This is a genomic window from Acinetobacter sp. neg1, from assembly GCF_000788125.1.
GTDB lineage: Bacteria > Pseudomonadota > Gammaproteobacteria > Pseudomonadales > Moraxellaceae > Acinetobacter > Acinetobacter vivianii.
Window position 1 is genome coordinate 11,707 of sequence record NZ_JSZD01000012.1, and the last position, 25,076, is coordinate 36,782.

24 protein-coding genes are annotated in these 25,076 nt (G+C 45.4%); 10 read left to right on the top strand and 14 right to left on the bottom strand.

Going from position 1 to position 25,076, the window contains the following annotated elements:
- Positions 1 to 67 precede the first annotated feature (67 nt).
- Positions 68 to 799 (top strand): sulfite exporter TauE/SafE family protein, encoded by a 732-nt coding sequence (locus tag PJ15_RS08515; protein ID WP_047429819.1) that lies wholly within the window; start codon positions 68 to 70, stop codon positions 797 to 799.
- Between the two features lie 6 nt (positions 800 to 805).
- Here PJ15_RS08515 and PJ15_RS08520 read toward each other — a convergent pair whose 3' ends face one another.
- The 4 genes from PJ15_RS08520 to PJ15_RS08535 all read right to left on the bottom strand — a co-directional run bounded on the left by PJ15_RS08520 (position 806) and on the right by PJ15_RS08535 (position 6,812).
- Positions 806 to 1,702 carry a LysR family transcriptional regulator gene (locus PJ15_RS08520; protein ID WP_047429821.1) on the bottom strand — a complete coding sequence of 299 codons (897 nt, stop codon included), beginning with the start codon at positions 1,700 to 1,702 and terminating at the stop codon, positions 806 to 808.
- Between the two features lie 111 nt (positions 1,703 to 1,813).
- Positions 1,814 to 3,109, bottom strand: a complete 1,296-nt coding sequence (locus PJ15_RS08525) for a solute carrier family 23 protein (RefSeq protein ID WP_004776416.1) — start codon at positions 3,107 to 3,109, stop codon at positions 1,814 to 1,816.
- Positions 3,110 to 3,419: 310 nt separating this feature from the next.
- Positions 3,420 to 6,104, bottom strand: a complete 2,685-nt coding sequence (ppc, locus tag PJ15_RS08530) for a phosphoenolpyruvate carboxylase (RefSeq protein ID WP_047429826.1) — start codon at positions 6,102 to 6,104, stop codon at positions 3,420 to 3,422.
- 84 nt (positions 6,105 to 6,188) lie between these two features.
- Positions 6,189 to 6,812, bottom strand: a complete 624-nt coding sequence (locus PJ15_RS08535) for a TetR/AcrR family transcriptional regulator (RefSeq protein ID WP_047429829.1) — start codon at positions 6,810 to 6,812, stop codon at positions 6,189 to 6,191.
- A 151-nt stretch (positions 6,813 to 6,963) separates the two neighbouring features.
- Here PJ15_RS08535 and PJ15_RS08540 point away from each other — a divergent pair, with 151 nt between their 5' ends.
- The 6 genes from PJ15_RS08540 (at position 6,964) to PJ15_RS08565 (ending at position 14,649) form a co-directional block, all read left to right on the top strand.
- Positions 6,964 to 8,064, top strand: a complete 1,101-nt coding sequence (locus PJ15_RS08540; protein WP_047429831.1) for an efflux RND transporter periplasmic adaptor subunit — start codon at positions 6,964 to 6,966, stop codon at positions 8,062 to 8,064.
- Between the two features lie 2 nt (positions 8,065 to 8,066).
- Positions 8,067 to 11,186, top strand: coding sequence for an efflux RND transporter permease subunit (locus tag PJ15_RS08545; protein ID WP_047429834.1), 3,120 nt, complete (start codon positions 8,067 to 8,069; stop codon positions 11,184 to 11,186).
- Between the two features lie 141 nt (positions 11,187 to 11,327).
- The gene (locus PJ15_RS08550; protein ID WP_004776408.1) at positions 11,328 to 11,705 is read left to right on the top strand and encodes a hypothetical protein; all 378 of its coding nucleotides are present in this window, start codon (positions 11,328 to 11,330) and stop codon (positions 11,703 to 11,705) included.
- 145 nt (positions 11,706 to 11,850) lie between these two features.
- Positions 11,851 to 12,966: a molecular chaperone DnaJ gene (dnaJ, locus tag PJ15_RS08555; protein ID WP_005260301.1), complete on the top strand. Its 1,116-nt coding sequence runs from the start codon at positions 11,851 to 11,853 to the stop codon at positions 12,964 to 12,966.
- A gap of 114 nt (positions 12,967 to 13,080) precedes the next feature.
- On the top strand, positions 13,081 to 13,902 hold the full coding sequence (dapB, locus tag PJ15_RS08560) for a 4-hydroxy-tetrahydrodipicolinate reductase (RefSeq protein WP_004776405.1): 822 nt from the start codon (positions 13,081 to 13,083) through the stop codon (positions 13,900 to 13,902).
- Between the two features lie 96 nt (positions 13,903 to 13,998).
- Positions 13,999 to 14,649, top strand: coding sequence for an START domain-containing protein (locus PJ15_RS08565; protein ID WP_005260300.1), 651 nt, complete (start codon positions 13,999 to 14,001; stop codon positions 14,647 to 14,649).
- 38 nt (positions 14,650 to 14,687) lie between these two features.
- On the opposite strand, the gene PJ15_RS08570 is transcribed toward PJ15_RS08565, so the two are convergent.
- Entirely contained in the window at positions 14,688 to 15,875 is a 1,188-nt protein-coding gene (locus tag PJ15_RS08570) for an MFS transporter (RefSeq protein WP_047429838.1), read from the bottom strand.
- A gap of 1 nt (position 15,876) precedes the next feature.
- Complete coding sequence (dkgB, locus tag PJ15_RS08575; RefSeq protein ID WP_047429841.1) at positions 15,877 to 16,683, bottom strand: 2,5-didehydrogluconate reductase DkgB; 807 nt, start codon at positions 16,681 to 16,683, stop codon at positions 15,877 to 15,879.
- Between the two features lie 136 nt (positions 16,684 to 16,819).
- Here dkgB and PJ15_RS08580 point away from each other — a divergent pair, with 136 nt between their 5' ends.
- Positions 16,820 to 17,722 carry a LysR substrate-binding domain-containing protein gene (locus PJ15_RS08580; RefSeq protein ID WP_004776401.1) on the top strand — a complete coding sequence of 301 codons (903 nt, stop codon included), beginning with the start codon at positions 16,820 to 16,822 and terminating at the stop codon, positions 17,720 to 17,722.
- On the opposite strand, the gene PJ15_RS08585 is transcribed toward PJ15_RS08580, so the two are convergent.
- Positions 17,670 to 18,080: a hypothetical protein gene (locus PJ15_RS08585; RefSeq protein ID WP_005260297.1), complete on the bottom strand. Its 411-nt coding sequence runs from the start codon at positions 18,078 to 18,080 to the stop codon at positions 17,670 to 17,672. The two genes, PJ15_RS08580 and PJ15_RS08585, sit on opposite strands and share 53 nt — an antisense overlap.
- A gap of 90 nt (positions 18,081 to 18,170) precedes the next feature.
- On the opposite strand from PJ15_RS08585, the gene PJ15_RS08590 reads away from it, so the two are divergent.
- Entirely contained in the window at positions 18,171 to 19,586 is a 1,416-nt protein-coding gene (locus tag PJ15_RS08590; protein ID WP_047429843.1) for a PLP-dependent aminotransferase family protein, read from the top strand.
- On the opposite strand, the gene ahr is transcribed toward PJ15_RS08590, so the two are convergent.
- The 7 genes from ahr to PJ15_RS18360 all read right to left on the bottom strand — a co-directional run bounded on the left by ahr (position 19,583) and on the right by PJ15_RS18360 (position 24,395).
- Complete coding sequence (gene ahr, locus PJ15_RS08595; protein ID WP_005260296.1) at positions 19,583 to 20,608, bottom strand: NADPH-dependent aldehyde reductase Ahr; 1,026 nt, start codon at positions 20,606 to 20,608, stop codon at positions 19,583 to 19,585. The genes PJ15_RS08590 and ahr overlap by 4 nt on opposite strands.
- Positions 20,609 to 20,647: 39 nt before the next feature.
- On the bottom strand, positions 20,648 to 21,202 hold the full coding sequence (locus tag PJ15_RS08600; RefSeq protein ID WP_047429845.1) for a DNA-3-methyladenine glycosylase I: 555 nt from the start codon (positions 21,200 to 21,202) through the stop codon (positions 20,648 to 20,650).
- 35 nt (positions 21,203 to 21,237) lie between these two features.
- Positions 21,238 to 21,483 carry a hypothetical protein gene (locus PJ15_RS08605; RefSeq protein ID WP_047429848.1) on the bottom strand — a complete coding sequence of 82 codons (246 nt, stop codon included), beginning with the start codon at positions 21,481 to 21,483 and terminating at the stop codon, positions 21,238 to 21,240.
- Between the two features lie 9 nt (positions 21,484 to 21,492).
- Positions 21,493 to 22,029: a M23 family metallopeptidase gene (locus PJ15_RS08610; protein ID WP_004776395.1), complete on the bottom strand. Its 537-nt coding sequence runs from the start codon at positions 22,027 to 22,029 to the stop codon at positions 21,493 to 21,495.
- A 39-nt stretch (positions 22,030 to 22,068) separates the two neighbouring features.
- Positions 22,069 to 23,106 (bottom strand): A/G-specific adenine glycosylase, encoded by a 1,038-nt coding sequence (gene mutY / locus PJ15_RS08615; RefSeq protein WP_047429852.1) that lies wholly within the window; start codon positions 23,104 to 23,106, stop codon positions 22,069 to 22,071.
- 231 nt (positions 23,107 to 23,337) lie between these two features.
- Positions 23,338 to 24,075 carry a dienelactone hydrolase family protein gene (locus tag PJ15_RS08620; protein ID WP_047429855.1) on the bottom strand — a complete coding sequence of 246 codons (738 nt, stop codon included), beginning with the start codon at positions 24,073 to 24,075 and terminating at the stop codon, positions 23,338 to 23,340.
- A 161-nt stretch (positions 24,076 to 24,236) separates the two neighbouring features.
- Positions 24,237 to 24,395: a DUF1328 domain-containing protein gene (locus PJ15_RS18360; RefSeq protein ID WP_004776391.1), complete on the bottom strand. Its 159-nt coding sequence runs from the start codon at positions 24,393 to 24,395 to the stop codon at positions 24,237 to 24,239.
- A 185-nt stretch (positions 24,396 to 24,580) separates the two neighbouring features.
- Here PJ15_RS18360 and PJ15_RS08630 point away from each other — a divergent pair, with 185 nt between their 5' ends.
- Positions 24,581 to 25,033 (top strand): YcgN family cysteine cluster protein, encoded by a 453-nt coding sequence (locus PJ15_RS08630; protein WP_004776390.1) that lies wholly within the window; start codon positions 24,581 to 24,583, stop codon positions 25,031 to 25,033.
- Positions 25,034 to 25,076: the final 43 nt, after the last annotated feature.

Here is a 25,076-nt window from a genome sequence, read left to right on the forward strand (position 1 = left end):
AAATAAGAATAGGGCAAGCGACGGTTTTTTCCGTAGCATAGCTTCGATGCAAAATCGGAGTTAAAGCGTGACTTTTCTAGCCATCATTATCGTAGTATTTGCCTTTGCCGGTATGATTAAAGGCATGATCGGACTGGGCCTTCCTGCGGTCTCCATGGGGCTACTGACCATCGCAATGAGTCCGTTTCAGGCTGCCTCTTTATTGATTGTGCCTTCAATAGTCACTAATATCTGGCAACTGTTTGCCGAAGGTCGGGTGTGGCTGTTTATCCGCCGCTTCTGGACTTTACTGGTTGGAATCGTGGTGGGTTCGATCTGGAGCTTTTTACCGACTTTAAGCGAGAGTCATGGGCACAGCAGTGAGATTTTATTGGGCTGTATGTTGGCTTTATATGGACTGTATGGCCTCTGTGTGAAAAGACTACCTCATTTGGCTAAATATGAGCGCTGGTTGTCGCCTATTGTTGGCTATATTGGCGGTGCAGTGACCGTTGCAACAGGGGTGGTCATTATTCCAGTGGTGCCGTATTTGCAGTCCTTACATTTGAAACGGGATGAACTGGTACAGGCGCTAGGTTTGACCTTTACCGTTTCCACCTTCTGTTTGGCTTTTTTCCTGCATCACAATCCGATGGCTGGTATCACGCTGGATTATCGACTGTCTGCGGTGGCTTTAGTTGCTGCCTTATTTGGGATGTGGCTGGGTAAAAAAATCCGTTATCAACTCAATGAGCAACGTTTTCGCCGTTTATTTTTTATGGGCTTAATGGCATTAGGGCTATATATGATTGCGCATTAACCGCATTCAGCAAGAGGGGCGATTTTGCATCAAAAATTCAGCAAAATATTGATAGCCTTGTGGCAGCTGAGAGAAATCCTGTGCTGCTAACAGCAATTTACGGTTCGCCCACGCACCCAGTAATTGTACCGCATGAAAATCATACTCTGGCTGCAAACGCTGTGCTGCGCGCGCGGGCATAATCGCAATCCCCACGCCTTTGGCGACGACCTCTGCAATGGCAGAAAAATTGGGTAAACGTAAGCGATACTGGATATTGAAGCCCAATAGCTTGGCTTGAGTTTCAATCGATTGTTGCAAAGAATGATGGGGCATTAGACCAATAAAACCATAATTTAAGGCATCGACCAGATTCAGTTGCGTTTGCTGGGTCAAGGTATGATGAGCTGGGCAGATCAGCACCAATGGATCACTGGCAAATTCCTGCGTTTGCAAATGACGCGTATCAAAAAAGCTGGAGACCAGTCCTAAACGCGCCACGCCTTGAGTCAATGCTTCAACAATTTCAGAACTTTCTGCTTCGTGTAAGTCGAGATTGATCTCGGGATGTAGCATCAGATATTGCGGTAATAGGGGCGGTAAATATTCACTTTGTGCAGACGAATTACACCATAAAGTCAGTGCTTCAGGTGTAGTGGGTCGAAAGCGCTGCATGTCGTGTTCAAGTAGATCTTTTTGCTGCATGAGACGTCGGGCATGCTCAGCCAAGGCATGTCCCGCGGTGGTCAGCTCAACGCCCGTTGTTTGTCGAATAAATAAAGGCGTTGCAAAATATTGTTCGAGTTTTTTAATCCGCTCGCTGGCAGCTTGCAGGGAAATGGCAGAAAGCTCGGCGCCTTTGGTCAGGCTGCCTGTTGCCACAATATGAAGAACCAGTTGTAAATCAAAGAAATCGAAACGCATGAGCGGAACGTATTGAAATATAAAAGGCCATCATACTAAAACTGAGCGAGATAAAGATAGGCTAAAAGTGCAAGATGAAAAAAAGGCAGCTTGGAGGCTGCCTTCAATATTTTAGTTTTTATCTTTTAAATTAAACAGCAGGTTCAGGAAAATCGCTGCAAAAGTTGCAGTCCCGATACCCCCGAGATTGAAGTTACCAAACAATAATTCAAAGTTACCTGCACCTAAAATAATGGTCACTGAAGCCACGATCAGGTTTTTATTGTTTGAGAAGTCGACTTTATTCTCGATCCAGATTTTTGCACCTGCGATGGTGATTAAACCAAAGACAACAATCGATGCACCTGTGAGTACCGCATTTGGAATAGTACTGATGACTGCACCAAACTTAGGTGAAAGCCCTAGAATAATTGCAAATACACCTGCAATCACAAAGACCAGTGTTGAATAAACGCGAGTAACCGCCATCACCCCGATATTCTCGCCATAGGTGGTCATACCCGGCGCACCCACGCCACCTGATAACGTGGTTGCAACACCATCGGCAACAAAGGCTTTACCCAGTTGTGGGGTGAGGTTTTCGCCAGTCATTGCTCCGACGGCCTTGATATGGCCCAAGTTTTCTGCCACTAAAATCAGTGCCACAGGTGCAATGATCAGAATGGCATTCAAATCAAAAGTAGGATGTGAGAAGCTTGGGACACCAAACCATGGCGCCGCTGAGATTTGGGAGAAATCAATCGGCTTGCCATAACCCAGACCATTGCTGGCGATGGCATAAATTGCATAGGCAATTAAAAGGCCAATCAATAGCAATAAACGTTGTAATAGCCCTTTGGTAAAGACCGCAATGATCCCCATACTCAGTACGGTGGTTAATGCCATCCACATTTCAAAAGGCTGACCTGCAACCCCTTTGATGGTCACGGGCGCAAGGTTAAGACCAATGATCATCACGATCGCACCTGTGACCACAGGTGGCATTAGTTTTTCGATCCAGCGAGTTCCTGTCAGCATCACCGCAAAACCGATCAGGGCATATACGATACCGCAGACCACAATCCCGCCTAATGCGACTGATAAGTTTGGATTAGCACCTGAACCCGTAATATGACCAGTTGCTGCTGCCACCACACCAATAAAAGCAAAACTTGAGCCTAAATAACTCGGAACTCGTCCACCTGTCATAAAGAAAAACAGAATGGTACAGATCCCTGACATTAAAATGGCAAGGTTCGGGCTAAAACCCATCAATAACGGTGCAAGTACGGTTGAGCCGAACATTGCAAATGCGTGTTGAACCCCCAGTACCGCGCTTTGTAAGGGCGGTAAATATTCATTTGTCGCAACAGGGCGATGATCGACCGTCCCCTGATACGGCTGCCATTTTGGAAACCAACTGGACATAAATTAGACTCATTATTTGATATCAGCGCGTATGATACCCTGTCTTAAAACGAGCTTTCACCTATAAGTCATTGAGAATATTGCCAGATCAGGCGTGAGGACTTTGTATTTTTACCTTTTGGTAAAATTTGTTTCAAAATAAGCTAGTGGAATTATTATTTATTTTGCTTAGACATTTTAAAAAATTAACTCTTTTATTTTCAAAATAATTTTAAAAACTTTTTCAAATTTTTTTATGAAAATGGCATATTTTGCCAATTCTGCCATCAACAGCGGTCTTTTGTGTTGATGGCAATTTTGGAAATAATGTTTAGCCCGTATTACGCAAGCCTGCCGCAATACCTGCAATGCTGACCATCAAGGCATGATCCACTGGACTGTGTTCAGTTTGATGCTCGGCCAGATAGAGGCGTCGACGTTTCATCAATTCAGCCTGTAATAAATGCAGAGGCAACAAATACGGTTTACGCACCTGCATCGATTGATCCAGCACTTCATTATTGCTCAGAAGTTTAGATTCACCTTTCAGGCGAAGTAGGGTATCGACCGCATTTTGCAGGCGTTGACGTAACTCGACACCAAGAACCTTTAAGTCCTGATCTTGAGTCAGATGAGATTCATAATACAGCGCAATATCTGCATCGGACTTGGACAGCACCATTTCCAGCATATCAATCAATGTCTGAAAATAAGGCCATTGTTCAAGCATCTCATCCAGCGTGTTTTTATGTTGCCCGTGAACTTGATTGATCGCGGTGCCAGTACCGAGCCATGCTGGTAGCATCAGGCGAATCTGTGTCCATGCAAATACCCACGGAATGGCACGTAAGGACTCGATCCCACCACTGACTTTACGTTTGGCTGGTCGTGATCCGAGCGGCAACATCTGTAATTCCAGCTCAGGGGTAACGGTACGTAGATAACTCACAAAATTTGGATTTTCACGCACGGTTTGGCGATAAACCTGCACCGATAAATCCGTCATCTGATTCATCAGGTCACGCCATTGTTGTTTCGGCTCAGGTGGCGGGAGTAAGGTCGCTTCCAAAGTCGCTGCGGTGTAGATTTCCAGATTTTGCAGGGCAATGCCTTCCAGACCGAATTTAAAGCGAATCATCTCGCCTTGCTCCGTGACACGAATCGCGCCAGAAATCGAACCCGGTGGTTGAGAGAACAAAGCTTGCTGGGTAGGTGCACCACCACGGCTGATTGAACCACCACGACCGTGGAATAAGGTCAATTGTACGCCATGCTGTTTGGCAATCGCCGTCAGTTCTTCCTGAGCACGATATTGCGCCCAGTTGGCTGACATAAAGCCTGCATCTTTGGCGGAGTCGGAGTAGCCAATCATGACTTCATGTTTGCCTTGAATATGCTGTTTATACCAATGCATATTGAACAGGGTATTCATGGTTTTGGCGGCGCCATCGAGATCCTTCAAGGTCTCGAATAAAGGCACCACACGTAGAGGCTGCTGGATGCCCGCTTCTTTTTGAAGTAACAACACTGCCAGCACATCACTTGGATATTCTGCCATCGAAATAATATAGGCGCCCAGACTTTCAGGTGGCTGTTCTGCCAAGGTGCGCATGGTGGCAAACACTTCGAGTACATCGGAATGCTGAATCAGGCTACCTTCAGGCTCATTAAAAAATTTCGGCAGTAATGGGCGCTTGCTTTGCAGTTCCTGTATCAGGAAGTTTTGGCGTGCCTGTTCGGTCCATGACTCAAAATTGCCTAGACCCAAATATTCAGTAATGGCGGAAATCGCTTGGCGATGACGTCCCGATTCTTGACGGATATCGAGTTTTAGCAGTTCAATTCCGAAGCAATTCACCCGATAAATAAAGTCGAGTAATTGTCCGTTGGCAATCTCAGCCATATTACAGTCGATCAATGAGCGATAGCACAGTAATAGCGGTGCGAGTAATTCATCTTTGGTTCTGATGATATTGCTGTCATCTGCTGCTTCAGTGCCTTGCAGACGATGGGCCAACCATGTACGTGTCGCTTTTAAACGTTCGCGGGTTTCGCGTAAATATTCACGATACGGTTCTGGATGTTCATAACCCAAAGCTTGCGTCAGTTCGTCGGAACAGCTTTGAATCGACAATTCCCAACGCAGATTTTCAATATCACGCAGATAGAGATCTGCTGCTTGCCAGCGTGACAACCACAAGACTTCTTGCGTAACTTGATGAGTCACATTCGGGTTGCCATCACGGTCTCCACCCATCCACGAAGCAAAGCGAATCGGTGCAACATTGAGTGGCAGACTTTGTTCACAATGTTGTTGAGACAATTCATTCAGTTCGCGAACAAATTTAGGTACGGCATTCCAGAGCGACTGCTCAATCGTCGCAAAGCCCCATTTCGCTTCATCCACAGGGGTTGGGCGATGTTGACGGATTTCATCGGTCTGCCACGCTGAACTGATCAGTTGCTTGAGCGTTGCAATGGTTTGTTGGCGTTCTTTCGGGGTCAGCTTTTGCTGATCTAATTGTGAAAGACAATCGGTAATGTCGTCATATTTTTGAATTAAGGTACGACGGCTGACTTCGGTCGGGTGGGCTGTCAGCACCAGTTCAATTTTTAAATCACAGATTTGCTGAAACAGTTGTTGTGCATTGATCTGCTGACTTTTGAATTTTTCAAACAAATGCGGGAGTGGATTAGGACTTGGCGCCTGCTCATCAAACTCGGCCTGACGACGGCTTCGTACCACATGGTACTGTTCGGCAATATTGGCAAAGTTAAGAAAATGTGAGAAAGCGCGGGTCAGTGGTAAAATCTCTTCATCTTTTAAACCGAGGAAAAGTTGTTCTAGCTGTTTTTCTGCTTCGATCTGGCCGTCACGTGCGCCTTTGGCTAATGCCCGAATTTGCTCAATCTGATTAAACAAATCTTGCCCAGCATGTTGCTTTAAGGTCTCTCCCAGTAAGTTGCCCAGTAAGCGGACATCTTCACGTAGTGGAGCAGTGATTTGCTGAATCATTCTAATTCTCCTGTTGTTCTCATTCGACTATAGCGCGATTGAAAGACAATCCAAGAGCAGAACGTAAAAAAATGTGAAATTTATCTAAACTTTAGTCTGATATTTAAGCAAAAAAATCTCGATTGCATGCTGAATCATCTGATCGATTTCATCCGCTGTTGGAACAGGCGCTAAATCCAGTAACACTTGCTGGTGACGAATTCCTAGCAGCAAGGAAATAATCAGTTCAGTTTGCTTGATCGGTTCATCTGCCTGAATAAATTTAAACGCGATGGCTTGCTCAAAAAAATCACACCAGACATGACACATGCGGGTATGTGAGGCATCAAAAAACTGTCGGGTTAAGGGGCTCTGTTCCGCCGCCAGTTCAAATAGGACACAATCCAGTTTCAGAGCTTCAGGAAGATAAATAATATTTAAAGCCCGCTGGCACATGAGAAGCAAGGCCTGTTTAAAATCAGAGTCCGCCGTCAGTTCAAACTGTTTGGCTCGAATCGATTCTTCGCAGCTTTCTTGAATCGCGCACATGAACAGATTGTTCTTGTCCTGAAAGTGATTGTACACCGTAAGTTTGGTGACACCTGCTTCTTTGGCAATCTGGTTCATATTGGTGGCGTGGTAACCCATTTTTAAAAAAATAGATTTTGCGGCCTGTAAAATTTTGGCTCTTTTCTCTAAATCTTTAGGGCGACCACTATGGATTTGCACGTTATCTTTCTCTTTTAATCAATTTAAAAATCAGATGGGTAGATTTATTTTTTAATTAATGTACCTATGAGTATATTAATTAAAAAATAAACAATCTATGATAATGCTCATATCACGCCTTAAAAATCAATTTGAATAAGAGCGCAAACAGATGAAGCAGATCAATCGTATCATATTGGGGTTCGTCATTGTCAGTAGTGTCGTCCTCAGCGCCTGCCAGAAAGAGGTGCCCAAGACTGAGGAAATTCCTTATGTCATGGTGGCTCAGCCGAGTGGCAACCATGTTGAGCAAAAAAGCTATGCAGGGGATGTGCAGGCGAAACAGCAAACTGCTTTGGCCTTCCGTGTCGGGGGACAGATCACCGAACGTTATGTCGATGTCGGGGATCGGGTCAAAGTTGGACAGGTGCTGGCGAAGCTGGATGTAAAAGATGCGCAATTGCAAATGAATGCGGCCAAGGCACAGTTACAAAGTGCACAGGCTGCTGCAAAAATTGCCGCAGAAGAATATCAGCGTTATCAGCAGCTATTACCTGTCAATGCGGTCAGCCGTTCGCAATTTGATGCCGTCAAAAATCAGTATGAATCTGCACAGGCAAGCTTACAGCAAGCCCGTTCTAACTATGAAGTATCGTCCAATCAAACGGGTTATAACCAGCTTATCTCGAATAAGAACGGGGTGATTACCCAGCGTCAGATCGAGATTGGACAGGTGATTGCGGCAGGGCAGGCTGCTTACCAGCTAGCCATTGATGGTGAACGCGAAGTGGTGTTTGGTGTGCCTGAACAGGCGGTCAGCACCATTAAAGTAGGACAGCCAGCATGGGTCACCTTGTGGTCGCAACCTGAAGCACGTTTTGCTGCCAGAGTGCGTGAGGTTTCTCCAGCAGCGGATCAGTCTCGAACCTTTACCGTGAAAGTTTCTTTGCTGGAAGGGCAGTCCAGTATTCAACTTGGACAAAGTGCGCGAGTATTCTTCGTGGCACAAGACAATAATGTATTGAGTGTGCCTTTATCCAGTGTTACTGCCAATGATCAGCAAGCCTACGTCTGGGTGGTGAATGCCAATCAAACCATTCGTAAAGTGCCTGTGACTTTAGGGACTTATGGTCGTGACAGTGTACCCGTCCTTTCAGGCTTAAAAGCGACCGACTGGGTTGTGGTAGGTGGCGTGCATTTGTTACGGGACCAGCAAAAAATTCATCCCGTTGATCGTGATAACCGCGACATTCGTGTCAAAACGGGAGGTTAAACATGAAATTTAACCTCTCAGAATGGGCACTCAAAAATAAGGGCATTATCCTTTATTTTATGCTGCTGCTCGGCATCGTTGGGATAATGTCCTATTCCAAACTTTCGCAAAGTGAAGATCCGCCATTTACCTTCAAAGTGATGGTGGTGCAGACCTATTGGCCGGGGGCAACCGCAAAAGAAGTCTCAACGCTGGTGACAGATCGAATTGAAAAGGAGTTGATGACCACAGGGCAGTATGACCGCATCATGGCCTATTCACGTCCAGGTGAGTCCTTGGTGACTTTTGTGGCTAAAGACAGTTTACCGTCCAGTGCCATTCCAGACGTCTGGTATAACGTGCGCAAAAAGGTCAATGATATTCGGACCCAATTGCCAAGCGGTGTACAAGGGCCTTTCTTTAATGATGAATTTGGAGATACCTTCGGCAACATCTATGTACTGACGGGCAAAGACTTTGACTATGCGGTAATGAAAGAATATGCCGATCGTTTGCAACTGCAATTGCAACGGGTCAAAGATGTCAGCAAGGTTAATCTGGTGGGACTACAAGACCAGAAAATCTGGATTGAATTGTCCAATACCAAGGCAGTGCAATTAGGTGTGCCTGTCACCGCGATACAGGAAGCCATTCAGAAGCAAAACGATATGGCGGGTGCGGGTTTCTTTGAAACAGGGACTGACCGTATTCAAATTCGGGTCAGTGGACATTTACATAGTGTCGATGACCTGAAAAAAATGCCGTTACTGGTCGGTGACAGAACCATTCAACTGGGTGATGTTGCCGAGGTCTATCGCGGTTTTAGCGAACCTGCGCAGCCACGCATGCGTTTTATGGGTGAGAACGGGATCGGGATTGCGGTCTCGATGCGTAAAGGTGGTGACATCATTGCGCTAGGTAAAAATCTTGAAACCGAATTTAACCGTCTGCAAAAAAGCTTACCTTTGGGCATGAAACTGCAAAAAGTGTCTGACCAGCCTGTGGCGGTACAACGCAGTATTCAGGAGTTCTTAAAAGTTCTCGCGGAAGCGGTGATTATCGTTTTATTGGTGAGTTTCTTCTCACTGGGTTTCCGTACGGGCTTGGTGGTGGCACTTTCTATTCCACTGGTTTTAGCCATGACCTTTGCAGGCATGAACCTGTTCGATGTGGGACTACATAAGATTTCATTGGGTGCATTAATTCTGGCGCTCGGGTTGCTGGTCGATGACGCCATTATTGCGGTTGAAATGATGGCGATTAAGATGGAGCAGGGCTACAGTCGACTCAAAGCAGCAGGTTTTGCATGGCAAACCACGGCCTTCCCGATGTTGACTGGTACCCTGATTACCGCAGCAGGTTTCTTGCCGATTGCAACTGCCCAATCTGGAACAGGGGAATATACCCGTTCTATTTTTCAGGTGGTGACCATTGCCTTAATCGTGTCATGGATTGCCGCAGTATTATTTGTCCCTTATCTGGGGGAAAAATTACTGCCTGATTTTACCAAACAGAAGCAGCAAGCTGCTTGGTATGTTCGATTATGGGCAAGATTGCGTAAGCAACCTGCGCCTATCGTGGAGGCGCATGGGCAACACCATGATCCTTACCAATCCAAGTTTTATCAGTCTTTCCGCCGTGTGGTCGAAATCTGTATCACCTATCGTAAAACCGTCATTGCTGTCACAGTCGGGATTTTTGTGTTGTCGGTGGCGATGTTTAAGCTGGTGCCGCAACAGTTCTTTCCGCCATCCAATCGTGCTGAAATTCTGGTGGATTTAAAACTGGAAGAAGGTGCATCTTTGACTGCGACGGAACAGGCCGTGCATAAGGTAGAACAATTCCTGTCGAAACAAAAAGGCATTGATAATTATGTGGCTTATGTCGGGACGGGTTCACCACGGTTCTACTTGCCTTTGGATCAGCAATTGCCGCAAGCCAGCTTTGCCCAGTTTGTGGTGTTGGCTTCGTCTTTAGATGATCGAGATGAAATCCGTCGTTCTCTAGACACACAAATCAAGCAGCTATTACCTCAAGTGCGTACTCGGGTGTCGTTACTGGAAAATGGCCCACCTGTGGGTTATCCATTGCAATATCGTGTTTCGGGTGAAGATCTCGGCACAGTACGTCAATGGGCACAGAAAGTGGCAAAAGTCCTGAGTGAAGATCCAAACACTACCAATGTGCATCTGGATTGGGGCGAGCCAAGCAAAATCATTGCGATTGAAATTGATCAGGATCGTGCCCGTCAAATGGGCGTGTCTAGTGTTGATCTGGCGAACTTCCTGAATGCCTCGGTCACTGGGTCGGTGATGAATCAATATCGTGAAAAACGTGAATTGATCGAAATCCGCTTACGTGGTGATAAATCTGAACGGGTTGAAGTGGCTTCTTTGGCGAGCTTGGCGGTACCGACCAGCAAAGGCACCACTGTGCCGTTAGCGCAAATTGCAAAAATTGAATCCCGTTTTGAAGAGGGTTTAATCTGGCATCGTAATCGCCTGCCAACCATTACCGTCCGTGCGGATATTCGTACCCACTTGCAACCTGCGACTGTGGTGCAACAGTTGGCAGAGCAGATGCAGACCTTACGTGCAGACCTGCCAAGTGGTTATTTACTGGAAGTGGGCGGTACCGTTGAGGAGTCCGCGAAGGGACAAAACTCAGTTAATGCAGGTATGCCATTGTTCTTGGCTGTGGTGATGACTTTATTAATGATCCAGCTGCGTAGTATGTCGCGGGCAACCATCGTGTTGCTGACAGCACCATTGGGCTTGATCGGGGTGGTGGCATTCCTGCTGCTATTTAATAAACCTTTCGGTTTCGTGGCAATGCTCGGTACGATCGCACTGTCAGGCATGATTATGCGTAACTCGCTCATTTTGATTGATCAGATCGAGCAGGATATACAGGCGGGACATGTTCCGTGGGATGCAGTCATTGATGCAACCATGCGCCGTTTCCGCCCCATTGTCCTGACCGCACTGGCTGCCGTACTGGCGATGATCCCGTTATCACGCAGTATTTTCTTTGGTCCGATGGCCGTTGCGATTATGGGCGGATTGATTGTTGCGACCTTATTAACCCTGTTTTTCCTGCCTGCACTTTATGCAGCATGGTTTAAGGTCAAAAAAACAACATAACTATCGTAATTATTTTGTGAATAAAGGTGCGAAATATTGAAAATTTCAATATAGTAGCACCTATATTTTAAGACCAAAAAATAATTGAATTTCATTGCATGACAAATTTTGCACAATGCTGTGAATGAGGTGATATAGAGCATGGGGCAAGACAATATTGAGCAGCATCGCCGCTATGTGGCGATTTCTTACGTGTTCATGTTTCTTGCATTATTTACAATCGTGTTTGCAGCGTTTGCGTACCTGTTAGCACGAAAAGTTGCGATTGTGGATAATGCTGAAGTATGGATACATGCGCATGCACTGTGGATTATGCGTAATGTGCTGTTATTTATCTTGATGGCCTTTTTTGCTGCCCTATGGTTTATTCCATTGTTCTTTTTTGCATGGGATAGCGCACTCTGGGTAACTGCAATGACCGTTGCAGGTGTGGTCTTTAGTTCGATTGCCTGGTTATTTTTATTGAATGCATGGCTAAAAGGCATTGCTAAATACTTTAAAAATAAAGCAGTTTTTTAATTTTACTGCTTTTTTATTGAATTAGACCTTGTAAATTTATCGTACAGCCCCTATTAAGGCTCTGTTGACTTTAGAAATAAAAAAAGTCAGCAGAGCCTATTTGTTTTTTAGATTTGAATAAATTCCGTGAGGAGCATCGCCAACCATGGCTAAACGTGATTATTATGAGGTTTTAGGCGTTTCGAAAACCGCAAGTGATGATGAGATCAAGAAAGCCTATCGTAAGTTGGCGATGAAGTATCATCCAGACCGTAACCCTGACAACGCAGAAGCTGAAGAAAAGTTCAAAGAAGCGGCAGAAGCGTATGAAGTGCTTTCTGACGAAGAAAAGCGCAGCATGTATGACCGTGCTGGGCATAGTGCCTTTGAAGGTGGCTTCGGTGGGGCAGGTGGCGGCTTCGGTGGCTTTAGTGCAGAGGATATCTTTAGCCAGTTCGGCGATATTTTCGGTGGTGCGTTCGGTGGCGGTGGCCGTCAGCAACAACGTCAGCGCCGTGGTTCAGACCTTCGCTATGTGATGGAATTGACGCTCGAAGAAGCAGTCAAAGGTGTGAAAAAGACCATTACGTTTACTGCGCCAGCGCCATGTGAAACCTGTGATGGTAAAGGTTCTCAAAATCCGAATGATGTCGAAACCTGCCGTACCTGTCATGGTGCAGGCCAAGTGCGTATGCAACAAGGCTTCTTCTCGGTTCAGCAAACCTGTAGCACCTGTCGTGGTCAAGGCAAAATCATCAAGAACCCATGTAAGAGCTGTCATGGTTCAGGCGTTGCTGACCGTCAGCAAACACTTGAAGTTACCATTCCTGCTGGTGTGGATAATGGTGACCGCGTACGCTTGACGGGTAAAGGTGAAGCGATCCGTGATGGTCAGGCTGGTGATCTATACGTTGAAGTCGTGGTACGTGAACACGAAATCTTCCAACGTGATGGTGCTGATCTATATATGGATGTCCCTGTCAGCATTGCAGATGCTGCATTAGGTAAAGAAATTGAAATTCCGACCCTAGAAGGGCGCGTGAGTTTGAAAATTCCTGAAGGCACACAAACAGGTAAACTTTTCCGCCTACGTGGTAAGGGTGTTCGCCCTGTACGTAGCAGCATGGTCGGTGATTTACTCTGCCGTATTGTGGTCGAAACGCCTGTCAATCTAAACAGTCGCCAACGTGAATTGTTGAAAGAGCTACAAGCTTCTTTTGATGGGGATGGCCATGCTTCGTCTCCAAAGAAAAAATCATTCTTTGATCGCCTGTTTGACTAATTGGCATTCATAAAAAAACCTGCTTCGGCAGGTTTTTTTATGGGAAATTTTTAGCGCGAGCACAGAGTTTTGCTATAGTAGCTGAATTGTTTAAATAAAAGACTGGGAAAAATTATGTCAACTTCTCCACGCATTGGGATCTTGGGTGCAGGCGGACGCATGGGACGCATTTTGATTCAAGCGGTACAACAGGCAGGCTACCAGCTTGCAGCCGCAGTTGAACGTCCAGAAAGCAGTTTGGTGGGTGCAGATGCAGGGGAACTTGCAGGTATTGGCAACATCGGCGTCAAGATCGTGGGAAGTTTGAGTGAAGTACTGAAGGATTGTGACGTAGTGATTGACTTCACTGCACCTGTTGCCACTGAACAGCATTTGAAGCTTTGCCGTGAAGCGGGTGTGGCAATGGTGATTGGTACCACGGGTATGTCAGATGAACAAAAGGCATTCCTTGAAGAAACAGCAACGCATACACCCGTGGTGTACGCTGCCAATTATTCAGTAGGAGTCAATGTTTCGATTAAATTATTGGAACTCGCTGCAAAAGTATTTGGTGATACCGTAGATATCGAAATCATTGAAGCGCACCATCGTCATAAAGTCGATGCACCATCAGGTACTGCATTCATGATGGGTGAAGCGATTGCAGATACTTTAGGTCGTAACCTGAAAGAGGTTGCGGTGTATGGACGTGAAGGTTATACCGGCCCGCGTGACCGTCAAACCATTGGCTTTGAAACCATTCGTGGTGGCGATATCGTGGGTGAACATACCGTGATGTTTATTGGTGAAGGCGAACGTGTTGAAGTCACCCATAAAGCGACCAACCGTATGAACTTTGCTTCAGGTGCGGTTCGTGCAGCAGCATGGGTAGTTGGCCGTGAAGCACGTAAATACGATATGAAAGATGTTTTAGGCTTTAACGAGATTGAAGTATAAAACGTTCCTTTTTTGTACTATAAAAGAGCTTGTTGAGCTTTCTTTTCAGTAGAAGTGAAGCAGGCTCTTGCCATCATTAAAACAATTGAGCATGACATGAATAAAAAACATATCGTCCTTGCTACACTACTCAGTATCAGCAGTTTTGCGGTGACTGCTGCATCAGATACTGCCAAATTGAGTTTGCATCGTAATAATATTAAGGTCTGGACCTACCAGACAGAAAATAATCCAATTATTCAATATAAAGCCGAAACGATTTATGATGTGCCGCTGGAACGTGCCGTTGCAGTGGTACTCGATGTCGAGCGTACGCCACAATGGGTGCCGTATGTGGGGAAGGCGCAAATGCTATCTCGCGATGACAAGAAAGGCGAGTTTACCTTGTATATGGTGCTGGATTTTCCATTTCCTTTAAAAGACCGCGATGTGGTGATTAAAGGCAAAATGACCAAGAATGCGGATGGCAGCATTAGCATTAAAAACAATGCCATTCAGAACAATTATCCTGAGCAACCTGATGTGGTGCGTTTAAGCAAATATGCGGGTGACTGGACTTTCCAGAAATTACCGAATAATCGGGTAAAAGTGACCACCAGCGGATATGCCGATCCAGCAGGTTCGATTCCATTGAGCTTTGTGAATATGTTTGTGCAACAGCAACCGTATCAGATGCTCATGAAAATGAAAAAAGAAGTACTCAACCCGATCTATGCGCAACCAAAGTTGCCAGATTTATTGAAATAATAAAAAAGCCTGATTGAATTCAGGCTTTTTTATTACCATCAGGCTTGTGGGCATTGTTGTAGCTGAGCGGCTGGTTTGGCTGCTAGTTTCATTTGAATGAAAACCAGAATTAAACCAATGCCTGCCAGCGCAGCACCGATCATTGAGACCGCAGTGTAATTCAGACCAAGACTTAATACTGCGCCACCCGCTGCGGCACCAATCGCATTGCCCAAGTTAAAGGCACCAATATTCACGGAAGACGCAAGGCCAGAGGCTTCATGTGCCACTGACATCACACGCATTTGTAATGGCGGTACGATGGCAAATGCTGCTGCACCCCAGATCACCAAACCAAGTGCTGCACCTACTTGGGTTTGAGCAAGGATTGGGAAAATCAGCATCAATCCGATCAATAAACCTAAGAAACCAATCAAAGTCTTGTTGATAGACAGGTCTGCAAACTTGCCACCGAAATGGTTACCGATTGAGAAACCAATCCCGATCAAGACCAGCATCATGGTGATAAAGGTCGGTGAGGCATGGGTAAACTCAACCAGACTTGGTGCGATATAGGTATAGAGCGTAAACATCGCTGATGCTCCGAACACCGTAGTCAGCAACGCCAGTACTACAGGTAAACGGGTCAGGACTTTCAGCTCCATTTTTACATTTGGTTTTTGTCCGACAGATCCTACAGGAAGGGCTTTCCAAAGTGACAGCATGGTGATGACACCTAGGGCTGAAATCGCGAGGAAAGACATTCTCCAACCAATATTTTGTCCGACCCAAGTTGCCAGTGGAACACCACCAATATTGGCAATGGTCAGGCCCATGAACATGGTGGCAACAGCACTGGCCTGTTTATTGGCAGGAACCACGCTGGCAGCGACCACAGAGCCAATTCCGAAGAAAGCGCCGTGGTTCAGGCTGGTAATTAGTCGAGCGCCCATTAAGCTCATATAGTTCGGTGCAAATGCTGCAATCAGATTACCGACAGTAAAAATTGCCATCAGCAAAATCAATGCATTACGACGCGCAAAACCACCAAACCATAAGGTCATGATCGGTGCACCCAGCATTACGCCCAGTGCATAACCCGTAATCAGCATACCCGCACTGGGGATCGATACGCCTAGATCATTGGCGATATTGGGCAATAGCCCCATGGGTGAGAACTCGGTGGTGCCGATGGCAAAGGCACCAATCGCCAAAGCCAGCAAGGGCAGGTTAATGCGGCTGCTCATGTTATTTGTCCCATTCAGGCGCAAATGGTTCTGGACTCACTTCTCGACCATTACGTTCCAGTTGGGCAATCAACTGCATTTCCTCTGCAGTTAAAGTTAAGTCTTGTGCTTTTAGGTTGCTGATCAGGTTTTCACGTTTGGTTGATGAAGGAATCACAGCAAAGCCATTTTGTAGTGCCCAAGCCAATGCCACTTGTGCGCTGGTTGCCTGATGCTGTGCAGCGATCTCAAGTAGGGTGGGATCATTTAAGACCTTGCCATAAGCCAAAGTCATGTAAGAGGTCACATCAATATTTTGCTCACGCAGGAAGTTGACCAAGGTGCGGTTCTGTAAATATGGACTGAGTTCAATCTGGTTGGTGGCAATGTGTTCTACACCAATACTGTCAATCGCTTGTTGGGTCAAGGCAATATTAAAATTCGAGATTCCAATTTGCTGAGTCAGACCTTGCTGTTTGGCTTCTAGAAGCAGTTGCATTACGGTTGGAATTGAGACACCCAGTTGTGGAGCAGGCCAGTGAATTAAAGTCAGGTCTACTGCATCGGTACGCAACTTTTGCAAGCTGTCTTTTAGGCTTGGAATAAACTTATCTTCCGTAAAATTGTCGACCCAGATTTTTGTGGTGAGGAAAATGTCCTGACGTACGATACCACTTTCAGCAATGGCTTGACCCACAGCCGCTTCATTTTCATAAACCTGTGCGGTATCGATGGCACGATAGCCGACGTCTAACGCTGTTTTAACCGAGTCAATCACGGCTTGATCTTTGAGACGGAAAGTACCTAAACCAAATTGAGGGATACGCATATTTTTCACCTGATTTTTTTCATGCTCTAAGGAGCGATTTTGTTGATGGCTGTCATTTTGCGATGATTATTGTTGCTAAAAAATAGATGAATTTGCAAAATACAGTTGACTAAATATCAATAATAGAGAGGCGGTGATGAAATCAACCGTAGAAGAACTTCTAGCCTTTATGACCATTGTCGATACTGGTTCTTTTATCGCTGCTGCTGAACGTCTGGGACAAACTGCATCGGGACTGAGCCGTTCACTGAGCCGTCTGGAATCCAAGCTTGAGGTGACGCTGTTAGAACGCACCACCCGCAAATTAAAACTGACGCAAGAAGGGCAGCAATTTCTTAATCATGCCCGCAAGATTCTGAGCGATCTTAATGCGGCGGAAGAAGCACTGCAAAAATCCGATCAGGACACCTCTGGACTCATTCGGATTGACTCTGCGACGCCTTTTATTTTGCATGTGATTACGCCACTGGTCCATAAATTCCGACGCTGCTATCCCAATATTGAAATTGAGTTGAACAGTAATGATCTGGTGATTGATTTACTGGAACATAAAACCGATGTTGCCTTCCGCTTTGGGGAACTGCATGATTCCAGTCTGCATGCCAAACTGGTGTGTAAGAGTCGTATTTATATCGTTGCCAGTCCCGATTATTTAAGCCGTAAAGGCATTCCTCAAAAGCCGAAAGATTTACTTGAACATGATGTTGTTGGCTTTACCCGACCAGCCTATATCAATAAATGGCCTCTGAAAATTGAAGGGGAATATTTTCAGGCGCAACCTAAAATCAAGGCATCAAGTGGAGAAACTGTTCGTCAATTGTGCCTGCGTGGGCAAGGTATTGCTCGTCTGTCAGAGTTTGAGATCTGGAAAGACTTGAATGAAGGGCATTTGGTCGCACTGTTTGAAGACCAGATCGAACATTCTTATCAACGCATCCATGCGGTGTATTATCAGCAAGAGCATTTGCCGAAACGTGTCCGTTTATTTATTGAATTTTTGACTGAGCAATTAAGTCAGGGCTTTTCGGTTTGCCAATAGCATCATTTTGCAGCTGTACATTCAGGACGGGTACTAACGCACCAGTGGCCTGAATGACTGACACCACAATATGCTGTTGTTGTAAGCGGCATTCCAGTTCCATGGTCGGTAAATACTGACTTGGCAGCATCACACCATTTTCATTTGGCTTTTTATAAGTCATTTTGATGATACGGGTCTGCTCTGGAGCATCGCGCTTTTCCATTCTCCATAACTCATAGGTGGTTTGATTTTGCATACGTAAGTAACCTTCTGAGAGAGATTTACAAACCTGTTGTTGTGGATAGCTGGCCTGAGCCGAGAAGTCGCAGCCCGTAAATAGAATTGTACTGAGTATAAATAAGATTTTATTTTTCATGATGTTATCCTTTGGCTGTTGATTTTTATAGCTTAACGGTGTTGTATAAACCAATACAGATACAGAAATTTATAAAAAAGCAGTACAGAGATGACTTTCCAATATCAACGTTTAGCAGAACAACTGGCGCATAAGATTTATCAGCATGAATTACAACCTCAGCAGAAGCTCAGTTCTTTAAGGGAATTTGCTCGTCTGCAAAGTGTTAGCCTGAGTACGGCACAGCAATGCTATGAATTATTGGAAGCCAAAGGATTGATTTATGTCAAAGCCAAATCGGGTTATTTCGTCAGTTCAAGGCAATATCAAAGTCCTGTACCTGATAGCCCACGTTTTGAATCGATGATTCGGCAAGTTTCAAATTTAGACCTGCAAAATCAGATTCAAACCGCTTCGATCCAGAACCATTTAACGCCTTTGGGTGCGATTCAATTATCCCCACATTTGATTCCTGTGGATGGCTTACGCCGTTCCTTGCAACGTGCGCTGAAACACTGTCAGCCAGAAGATTTTCTATATTGCAATAAACAGGGACACCAACAGTTGCGGCAGGCCTTGTCGGATCATTGGCGCGAAGATGGTATCTATGTTGCGACGGACGATATTTTTATCAGCAATGGCTGTATGCCCGCGTTGTCGCTGTTGATTCAACAGATCACCAAACAAGGCGATAGCATTCTGATTCCAACGCCCACCTTTAATGGTCAGTTGCAAATGCTGGCCAGTCTGAAACGCAAGATTATCGAAATTCCAGCCGACCATCGTGGCATTGATCTGGAGCGGTTGGAATTCTTTATGAAACAGGGCAGTGCCAAGCTATGTTTGATGACTGCCAATTTTCAAAATCCATTGGGCTATTGCCTGACCAATGAAGAAAAGCAGCACATCGCCAAGCTGGCTCAGCAGTATGAGTGTTTTATTCTGGAAGATGATATTTATGGGGAATGCAGCTTCCAGAAGGAGCGACCTTTGCCGATACGCTATTGGGATCAGGAGGGCTATGTAATCTGGTGTGGATCGGTGTCTAAATCTTTATCGGCCGCCTATCGTGTTGGCTGGTTCTGTTTGGGACAACAATTACAATATTTAAGACCGAAATTATTGGCGAATAATGTGGGGGTGAATACGCCTTTACAGTTGGGACTGGCTGATTTTATTTATAGTCGTGGTTATCGGGAGCATCTTGATCATTTAAGACCTCAGCTTATGCAGCAGGTGGAGCAGTATCGAGCGTTTATCTTAGAGGTGTTTCAGGGGATTCCAATTGCCTTGAGTCAGTCACAGGGCGGTTATGCCTTATGGCTGCAACTTCCAGCGAGTATTACAGGTTTGGAGCTTTATTATCTGGCGCAAGAGCAGGGCATTAATATCGTGCCGGGGGAAGTTTTTGGAGAAGACCGACGCTATCAGCATTTTTTACGCTTAAATGCGGGACATGCCTTAACTGTAGAAATCCGCCAAGCCATACAGCAATTGGCGGACTGGACGCGAAAAAGTCTGAATTAGTCGAAGTCTGCTTTTAGAACGATACGATAGCGCGCTTGGCCTGAATGCAGTCGTTCAATTGCCTCATTGAGTTGAGACATTGGGTATAGCTCAATCTGTGGGGCAATATTTTTACGCGCTGCGAACTGTAAAAGTTGGCGCAGTGCCAAAGGGGAACCTGTTGGAGAGGAGGTGACTGATTTAGCTCCATTCATGAGCGTTCCCACCGACACAGGAATTGGTTCTAAAGTTACGCCTAAGAAATGTAGACTACCATTCGCTGCAAGCGTGCTGAGGTAGGCTTGCCAATTCAGCGTCACATTTACCGTACTGAGCAACAAATCAAATTTGCCGCGTTGTGCCTTGATGGCTTGTGCATCACGACTATTCACCACATGATCTGCACCCATGGCTTTCAATTCATCGGTCTTGTCTGGGCTAGAGCTAAATGCGGTCACTTCGCAGCCCCACGCCTTGAGCAGTTTAATCGCCATATGGCCGAGACCACCAATTCCAATCACCCCGACATGATGGGTCGCCTGAATTTTATGTTTCAGCAAAGGGTCAAATACAGTAATACCGCCGCACAGTAGCGGGCCTGCACTCTCTGGATTTAATGCTTCTGGCAGCGGAATCACCCATTGCCAGCCTGCACGGACCTTATCGGCAAAACCACCTGCATGCCCGACAATGGTTGAAATCTTTTCACCCGTACAGAGCACCTGATTACCGCCAATACATGGATCACAGGCCTGACAGGTTTCAGCCGTCCAGCCGATACCAACACGTTGACCGATCTGAAGTCCTTTCGCTTCAGAACCAAGCGCAACGATGGTACCAATAATTTCATGTCCAGCGACCGCAGGGTAGACGGATGAATGCCAGTCATTATTAATGACAGATAGATCGGAATGGCACAGGCCACAATATTCGACTTTGACTTCAACCTGATGCGCCTGTAACTCGCCCGCATCAAATTGATAAGGAACTAACTGTTCACCAGCCTGCATTGCTGCATAAGCACGAATCTGGTTATTGCTCATTCAAGGAACTCCTATAGAAGGAAAAGCGATGATTTTTGATTATTTAAAATGACAATGATTTTCGTGGTCATTGACCATGCCAACGGCTTGCATAAAAGCATAACAGGTGGTCGGGCCTACAAACTTAAAACCACGCTTTTTGAGTGTTTTAGATAATTTCTGGCTTATTTCTGTTTGGGCAGGGGCTTCGCGATAATTCACTACATCATTATTTGCGGTTTGATGATCCACAAAACCCCATAGCCAAGCAGGTATATCTGTGACTTCATCTTTGAGTTTAAGCCAAGCCAGCGCATTGTCTCTAATTGCTTTCAGTTTACCAATGTGACGAATTAAACCTGCATCACTGAGCTTGAGTTCCAGTTGTTCATCTGTCAGTGCAGCAATTTTTGTGATGGGATGGTCGAAGAAGTGGGTGCGGTAGTGTTCACGTTTTTTCAGAACCGTGATCCAAGAAAGTCCTGCTTGCTGACCTTCAAGACAGAGCATTTCAAATAAATGTGCTTCATCATGTTGTGGCTTGCCCCATTCCTGATCATGGTAGGCCATATAGAGCGGATCATCGGAGCACCAGCCACAGCGTTGAGTTGACATATTTGATGCTCCTTATTGTTATGTGTACATGATGATTAAAGTTTGAATGCCACCCATTCATTTGGGCGAGTATCCCAATAATACAGTTCTGCATTGTTTAAATCAGCAAATTTAAGCCAAAAGTCTTTCCCTGATTTATCGGCAAAACCTGTACTGATGAGCAAGGCATCTTCAGTAATTTCCATGATCCAGCCTTGATAGCTGGTGCCATTCAGGATGATTTTTTGCTGGTTGCCCGACTCTGCAAATACAACCAGCCGTTCAATCAATGCTTCAGACATTGTAGATTCCTAACGTAAATATGGGTATGGATTGACTGCACCACGCCCTTTGCCATTTAAATAAATTCCGTAATGTAAATGTGGAGAGGTATAACGCGCATTGCCCGTATTGCCCACATAACCGATCAGGTCGCCTTTGCGAACATAGTCCCCGACATTGAGACCACGCTTATGTCCGTTAAGATGAGCATAATAATGCCACGAACCTGCTGGACCAATGATCCAGATCACCTTTCCACCTAAATTATTATTACGTAAATCAGCAACTAAGCCCTCGGTCGCACTATACACTTTCGTACCGCGCTCTGCCATGATATCAATGCCTTCATGGCTACGTCCTTGACTGCGTGCAGCGCCCCAAGTATCTCGTAATTCATTGCGGCTGACGCCTTTTACTGGAACTGGCAAGCGGCTATCCAAGCGCATGCTTTTCAGCTTATTAACCTGTGCATTGGGCAAAGGTGCTGGTTTTTTCGGCGCTGTGGCACAAGCTGAAAGTAAAATAATGAACACACCAAGCAGCGTATAAGAAATTGGATGACGCACAAAAACTCCTTATATTTTGATCTACAGCAGTGAGGTCACTTAAGCTTTTTTCTTTGCTGTAATCAGTTTTTTCATAGCCGTGGGAATACCTTTGGCAATTGCTGTTTCTGGACTCAGCCATACGCCGTTGAGTTCAATACTGAGCTGTTCTTTTTGATCGTGTTCCACGTGGAACAGCTGTTCATTCAGCAGCCAGGTAAAGTGGGTGAAGCTATGGCTAATCTGCAAAGATGATACTTGAGCTTGCAGTTTAAAGTGCTGCTCAATCTGTTGTAATTCGGTTGCTTGTTCAATGATAGGGAGGCAGTACAATCCGCCCCACAGACCGTGGGCTTCACGTTGTTGCCACAACCATTCATCACCAGACTGGATCAGTAACACATTGGCTGTTTTGACCGGAACGGGTTTCTTGGCTTTTTTAAATGGAAGTTGCTGTTCCACACCTTGGTGGTAGGCCTGACAATGCTGTTGCATTGGGCAATATAAACACAGTGGTTTTTTCGGGGTACACACGGTCGCGCCTAAATCCATAATTGCCTGTGTGTAATCATGGTTACGTTGGTGCGGACAAAGCTCTTCTGCGATTTGCCAGAGCGCCCGTTCGTGCTGTGGTTTGGATAGGTCATCTTCGATGGCAAGAAAACGGGCCAAAACGCGTTTTACGTTGCCGTCCATAATCACGCCGTATTGGCGTAAGCCCAATGACATCAATGCTCCCGCAGTTGAACGACCAATGCCTGGGAGTTCTATCCACTCTTCTAGTGTTTCTGGAAATTTACCTTTTTGACTGACCATCCCCGCAGCTTTATGCAGGTTACGGGCACGGGCGTAGTAACCAAGTCCTGCCCAATAGGGGGCGACATCGTCCCAACTGGCTTGTCCCAGACTTTCCACGGTTGGAAAGCGTTCGATAAAACGATCGAAATATTGCAGTACAGTTTTGACTTGGGTCTGTTGCAGCATGATTTCTGAGACCCAGACCTTGTAAGGATCATCGGCGATTTGCCAAGGTAAATCGTGGCGACCGTGTTGGTCGTACCAGCGAAGTAGTGCATCAGAAAATGAGAAATCAGACATGAATCAGGTCAATAAAAAGCAGGGCAGTAGTATAGCGGAAATAGGTCTTTCTGAGCTGTTAAAATTCTGTTGAAACATAAACAGTGTATAGATAGCAAAGTATTTCAAACTTTTATTAAATTTCAGTCGTTATTTGTTTTTTGGGTAGGCGGCATGGATGCCGCCTTTGCACGAGCTTAAATATCAAGATGATGTTGACGGGGATTTAGGTTTTGAAAAATCATTTACTGATTACTTCAAATGTTTATCTAACAGCTCATACATTGCTTCAAGCCCTTGGCGCTCTGCTTCTGCGTTATAACCTAAGTCAACATTGTTGGCTTTGGCACGTTCATCAGCAAGCGGGTTACTAAAACCATGCTTGGCATCTTCAAAAATAATAACCTCGTGGTCGACTTCAGCATCATGCATTTCCTGACGGAAGCTCGCAACATCATCCAAAGTTACCATGCTATCTAGCTCGCCATGCAGAACTAAAATCTCAGCCTTGACCTTGCCTTTTTCAGCAGGCGCTTTTGGACTTAAAACCGCATGGAAGGTTGCAACAGCTTCGATCTGTGCACCTGAGCGCGCTAAATCCAGCACTACTTTTCCGCCATAACAGAAACCAATTGCCGCCAGTTTTTCAGCATTGACTTCTGGTTGAGCAGCCAAGGTTGAGAGACCTGCCTGAGCACGATCAACAATGGTCTCTGGCTGTTCAAAGGTCTGATTCATCCATGCTGAAGCTTGAGGTACAGCCGTTGTAACTTTCTTATCACCATACATATCAATTGCTAGCGCGGCAAAACCATGTTCTGCCAGCTCACGCGCGCGTTGTTCGGTATATTCATTACGGCCCCACCATTCAGGTGCAACAATCACCCCAGCAACGGGTTGATCAGTGACAGGTGTTGCGAAATAACCAATCAGGCGTTGACCATCTGGTGCAGTGTATTCAATTTCACGAGTATTGACTGTAAAGCTCATTCTATAATCCTGATCTGTATTTTTAGAATGCATTGATTAAAGCATAAAAAAAGAAAATTGAAGATATCGTCAAACAACAAATGCTAGCGTCTTGGTCTTACACAGGCATAAAAAAAGAAGAATACGGAGATTCTTCTTTTTTATTAAGTCGGGTTAAATCCTTAGACTTTACCTCTGGATATGAAACCAACGATGGCTAAGATCACGGCGACAACCAGTAAGATCACAGCGAAATCTTTGGATAAACCAGCAACCCCACCAAAACCTAATAAACTGGCAATGAGTGCGATTACAGCAAAAATAATGGCCCAACGGAACATGTCGTGTCCTCCTAATTTTTCGTTATGAATCTAATATAGCGTGGGTTTTTTGAACAAAATGTGGTGTTTCTGTGGTTCAAATGTTTAATACTTAAAGAAATGTTAAGCTAGAAATGAGATTGAAAAGCAAGACATAGGACAGCAATGCTATAATCAAACACTCGTTTGAAATAGAAACAACTGGTATGTCCCTCGAACTGCGTCCTAACTTCTGGAAACAATATTCGCTTGATCAGCTCAATGAGGCTGAGTGGGAAGCATTGTGTGATGGCTGCGGTTTGTGTTGTCTAGTAAAACTGGAAGATGAGGAGACTGCCGAAGTTGCCTATACCAAAGTGTCATGCAAATTGCTGGACTGTAAAACAGCGCGTTGTTCAGATTATCCTAACCGTCAGCAGCAAGTACCAGATTGCATCCAGCTCACATTAGAGCAGCTCACAACAATCTCATGGTTACCGCCGAGCTGTGCCTATCGTCGTTTGAGTGAAGGCAAGAATTTACCCTCATGGCATTATTTAAATACCGGTTCTCGTCAGAGCGTGATCCGAGCCAAGAAATCTGCCGCAGGACGTTGCATCTCTGAAAGCGAGATTGATGAAGAGCAGATCGAAGACTATATCGTGCGCTGGGTCCGCTAACTGAAAATTTCACTAAATGTTTAAAACATGCTTTGCATAAAAC

Bases quoted from the DNA above. Each gene is read 5' to 3' on its own strand.
- PJ15_RS08520 (WP_047429821.1), bottom strand. From the start codon at position 1,702: ATGCGTTTCGATTTCTTTGATTTACAACTGGTTCTTCATATTGTGGCA.
- PJ15_RS08525 (WP_004776416.1), bottom strand. From the start codon at position 3,109: ATGTCCAGTTGGTTTCCAAAATGGCAGCCGTATCAGGGGACGGTCGAT.
- ppc (WP_047429826.1), bottom strand. From the start codon at position 6,104: ATGATTCAGCAAATCACTGCTCCACTACGTGAAGATGTCCGCTTACTG.
- PJ15_RS08540 (WP_047429831.1), top strand. From the start codon at position 6,964: ATGAAGCAGATCAATCGTATCATATTGGGGTTCGTCATTGTCAGTAGT.
- PJ15_RS08545 (WP_047429834.1), top strand. From the start codon at position 8,067: ATGAAATTTAACCTCTCAGAATGGGCACTCAAAAATAAGGGCATTATC.
- PJ15_RS08550 (WP_004776408.1), top strand. From the start codon at position 11,328: ATGGGGCAAGACAATATTGAGCAGCATCGCCGCTATGTGGCGATTTCT.
- dnaJ (WP_005260301.1), top strand. From the start codon at position 11,851: ATGGCTAAACGTGATTATTATGAGGTTTTAGGCGTTTCGAAAACCGCA.
- dapB (WP_004776405.1), top strand. From the start codon at position 13,081: ATGTCAACTTCTCCACGCATTGGGATCTTGGGTGCAGGCGGACGCATG.
- PJ15_RS08565 (WP_005260300.1), top strand. From the start codon at position 13,999: ATGAATAAAAAACATATCGTCCTTGCTACACTACTCAGTATCAGCAGT.
- PJ15_RS08570 (WP_047429838.1), bottom strand. From the start codon at position 15,875: ATGAGCAGCCGCATTAACCTGCCCTTGCTGGCTTTGGCGATTGGTGCC.
- dkgB (WP_047429841.1), bottom strand. From the start codon at position 16,683: ATGCGTATCCCTCAATTTGGTTTAGGTACTTTCCGTCTCAAAGATCAA.
- PJ15_RS08580 (WP_004776401.1), top strand. From the start codon at position 16,820: ATGAAATCAACCGTAGAAGAACTTCTAGCCTTTATGACCATTGTCGAT.
- PJ15_RS08585 (WP_005260297.1), bottom strand. From the start codon at position 18,080: ATGAAAAATAAAATCTTATTTATACTCAGTACAATTCTATTTACGGGC.
- PJ15_RS08590 (WP_047429843.1), top strand. From the start codon at position 18,171: ATGACTTTCCAATATCAACGTTTAGCAGAACAACTGGCGCATAAGATT.
- ahr (WP_005260296.1), bottom strand. From the start codon at position 20,608: ATGAGCAATAACCAGATTCGTGCTTATGCAGCAATGCAGGCTGGTGAA.
- PJ15_RS08600 (WP_047429845.1), bottom strand. From the start codon at position 21,202: ATGTCAACTCAACGCTGTGGCTGGTGCTCCGATGATCCGCTCTATATG.
- PJ15_RS08605 (WP_047429848.1), bottom strand. From the start codon at position 21,483: ATGTCTGAAGCATTGATTGAACGGCTGGTTGTATTTGCAGAGTCGGGC.
- mutY (WP_047429852.1), bottom strand. From the start codon at position 23,106: ATGTCTGATTTCTCATTTTCTGATGCACTACTTCGCTGGTACGACCAA.
- PJ15_RS08620 (WP_047429855.1), bottom strand. From the start codon at position 24,075: ATGAGCTTTACAGTCAATACTCGTGAAATTGAATACACTGCACCAGAT.
- PJ15_RS18360 (WP_004776391.1), bottom strand. From the start codon at position 24,395: ATGTTCCGTTGGGCCATTATTTTTGCTGTAATCGCACTCATTGCCAGT.
- PJ15_RS08630 (WP_004776390.1), top strand. From the start codon at position 24,581: ATGTCCCTCGAACTGCGTCCTAACTTCTGGAAACAATATTCGCTTGAT.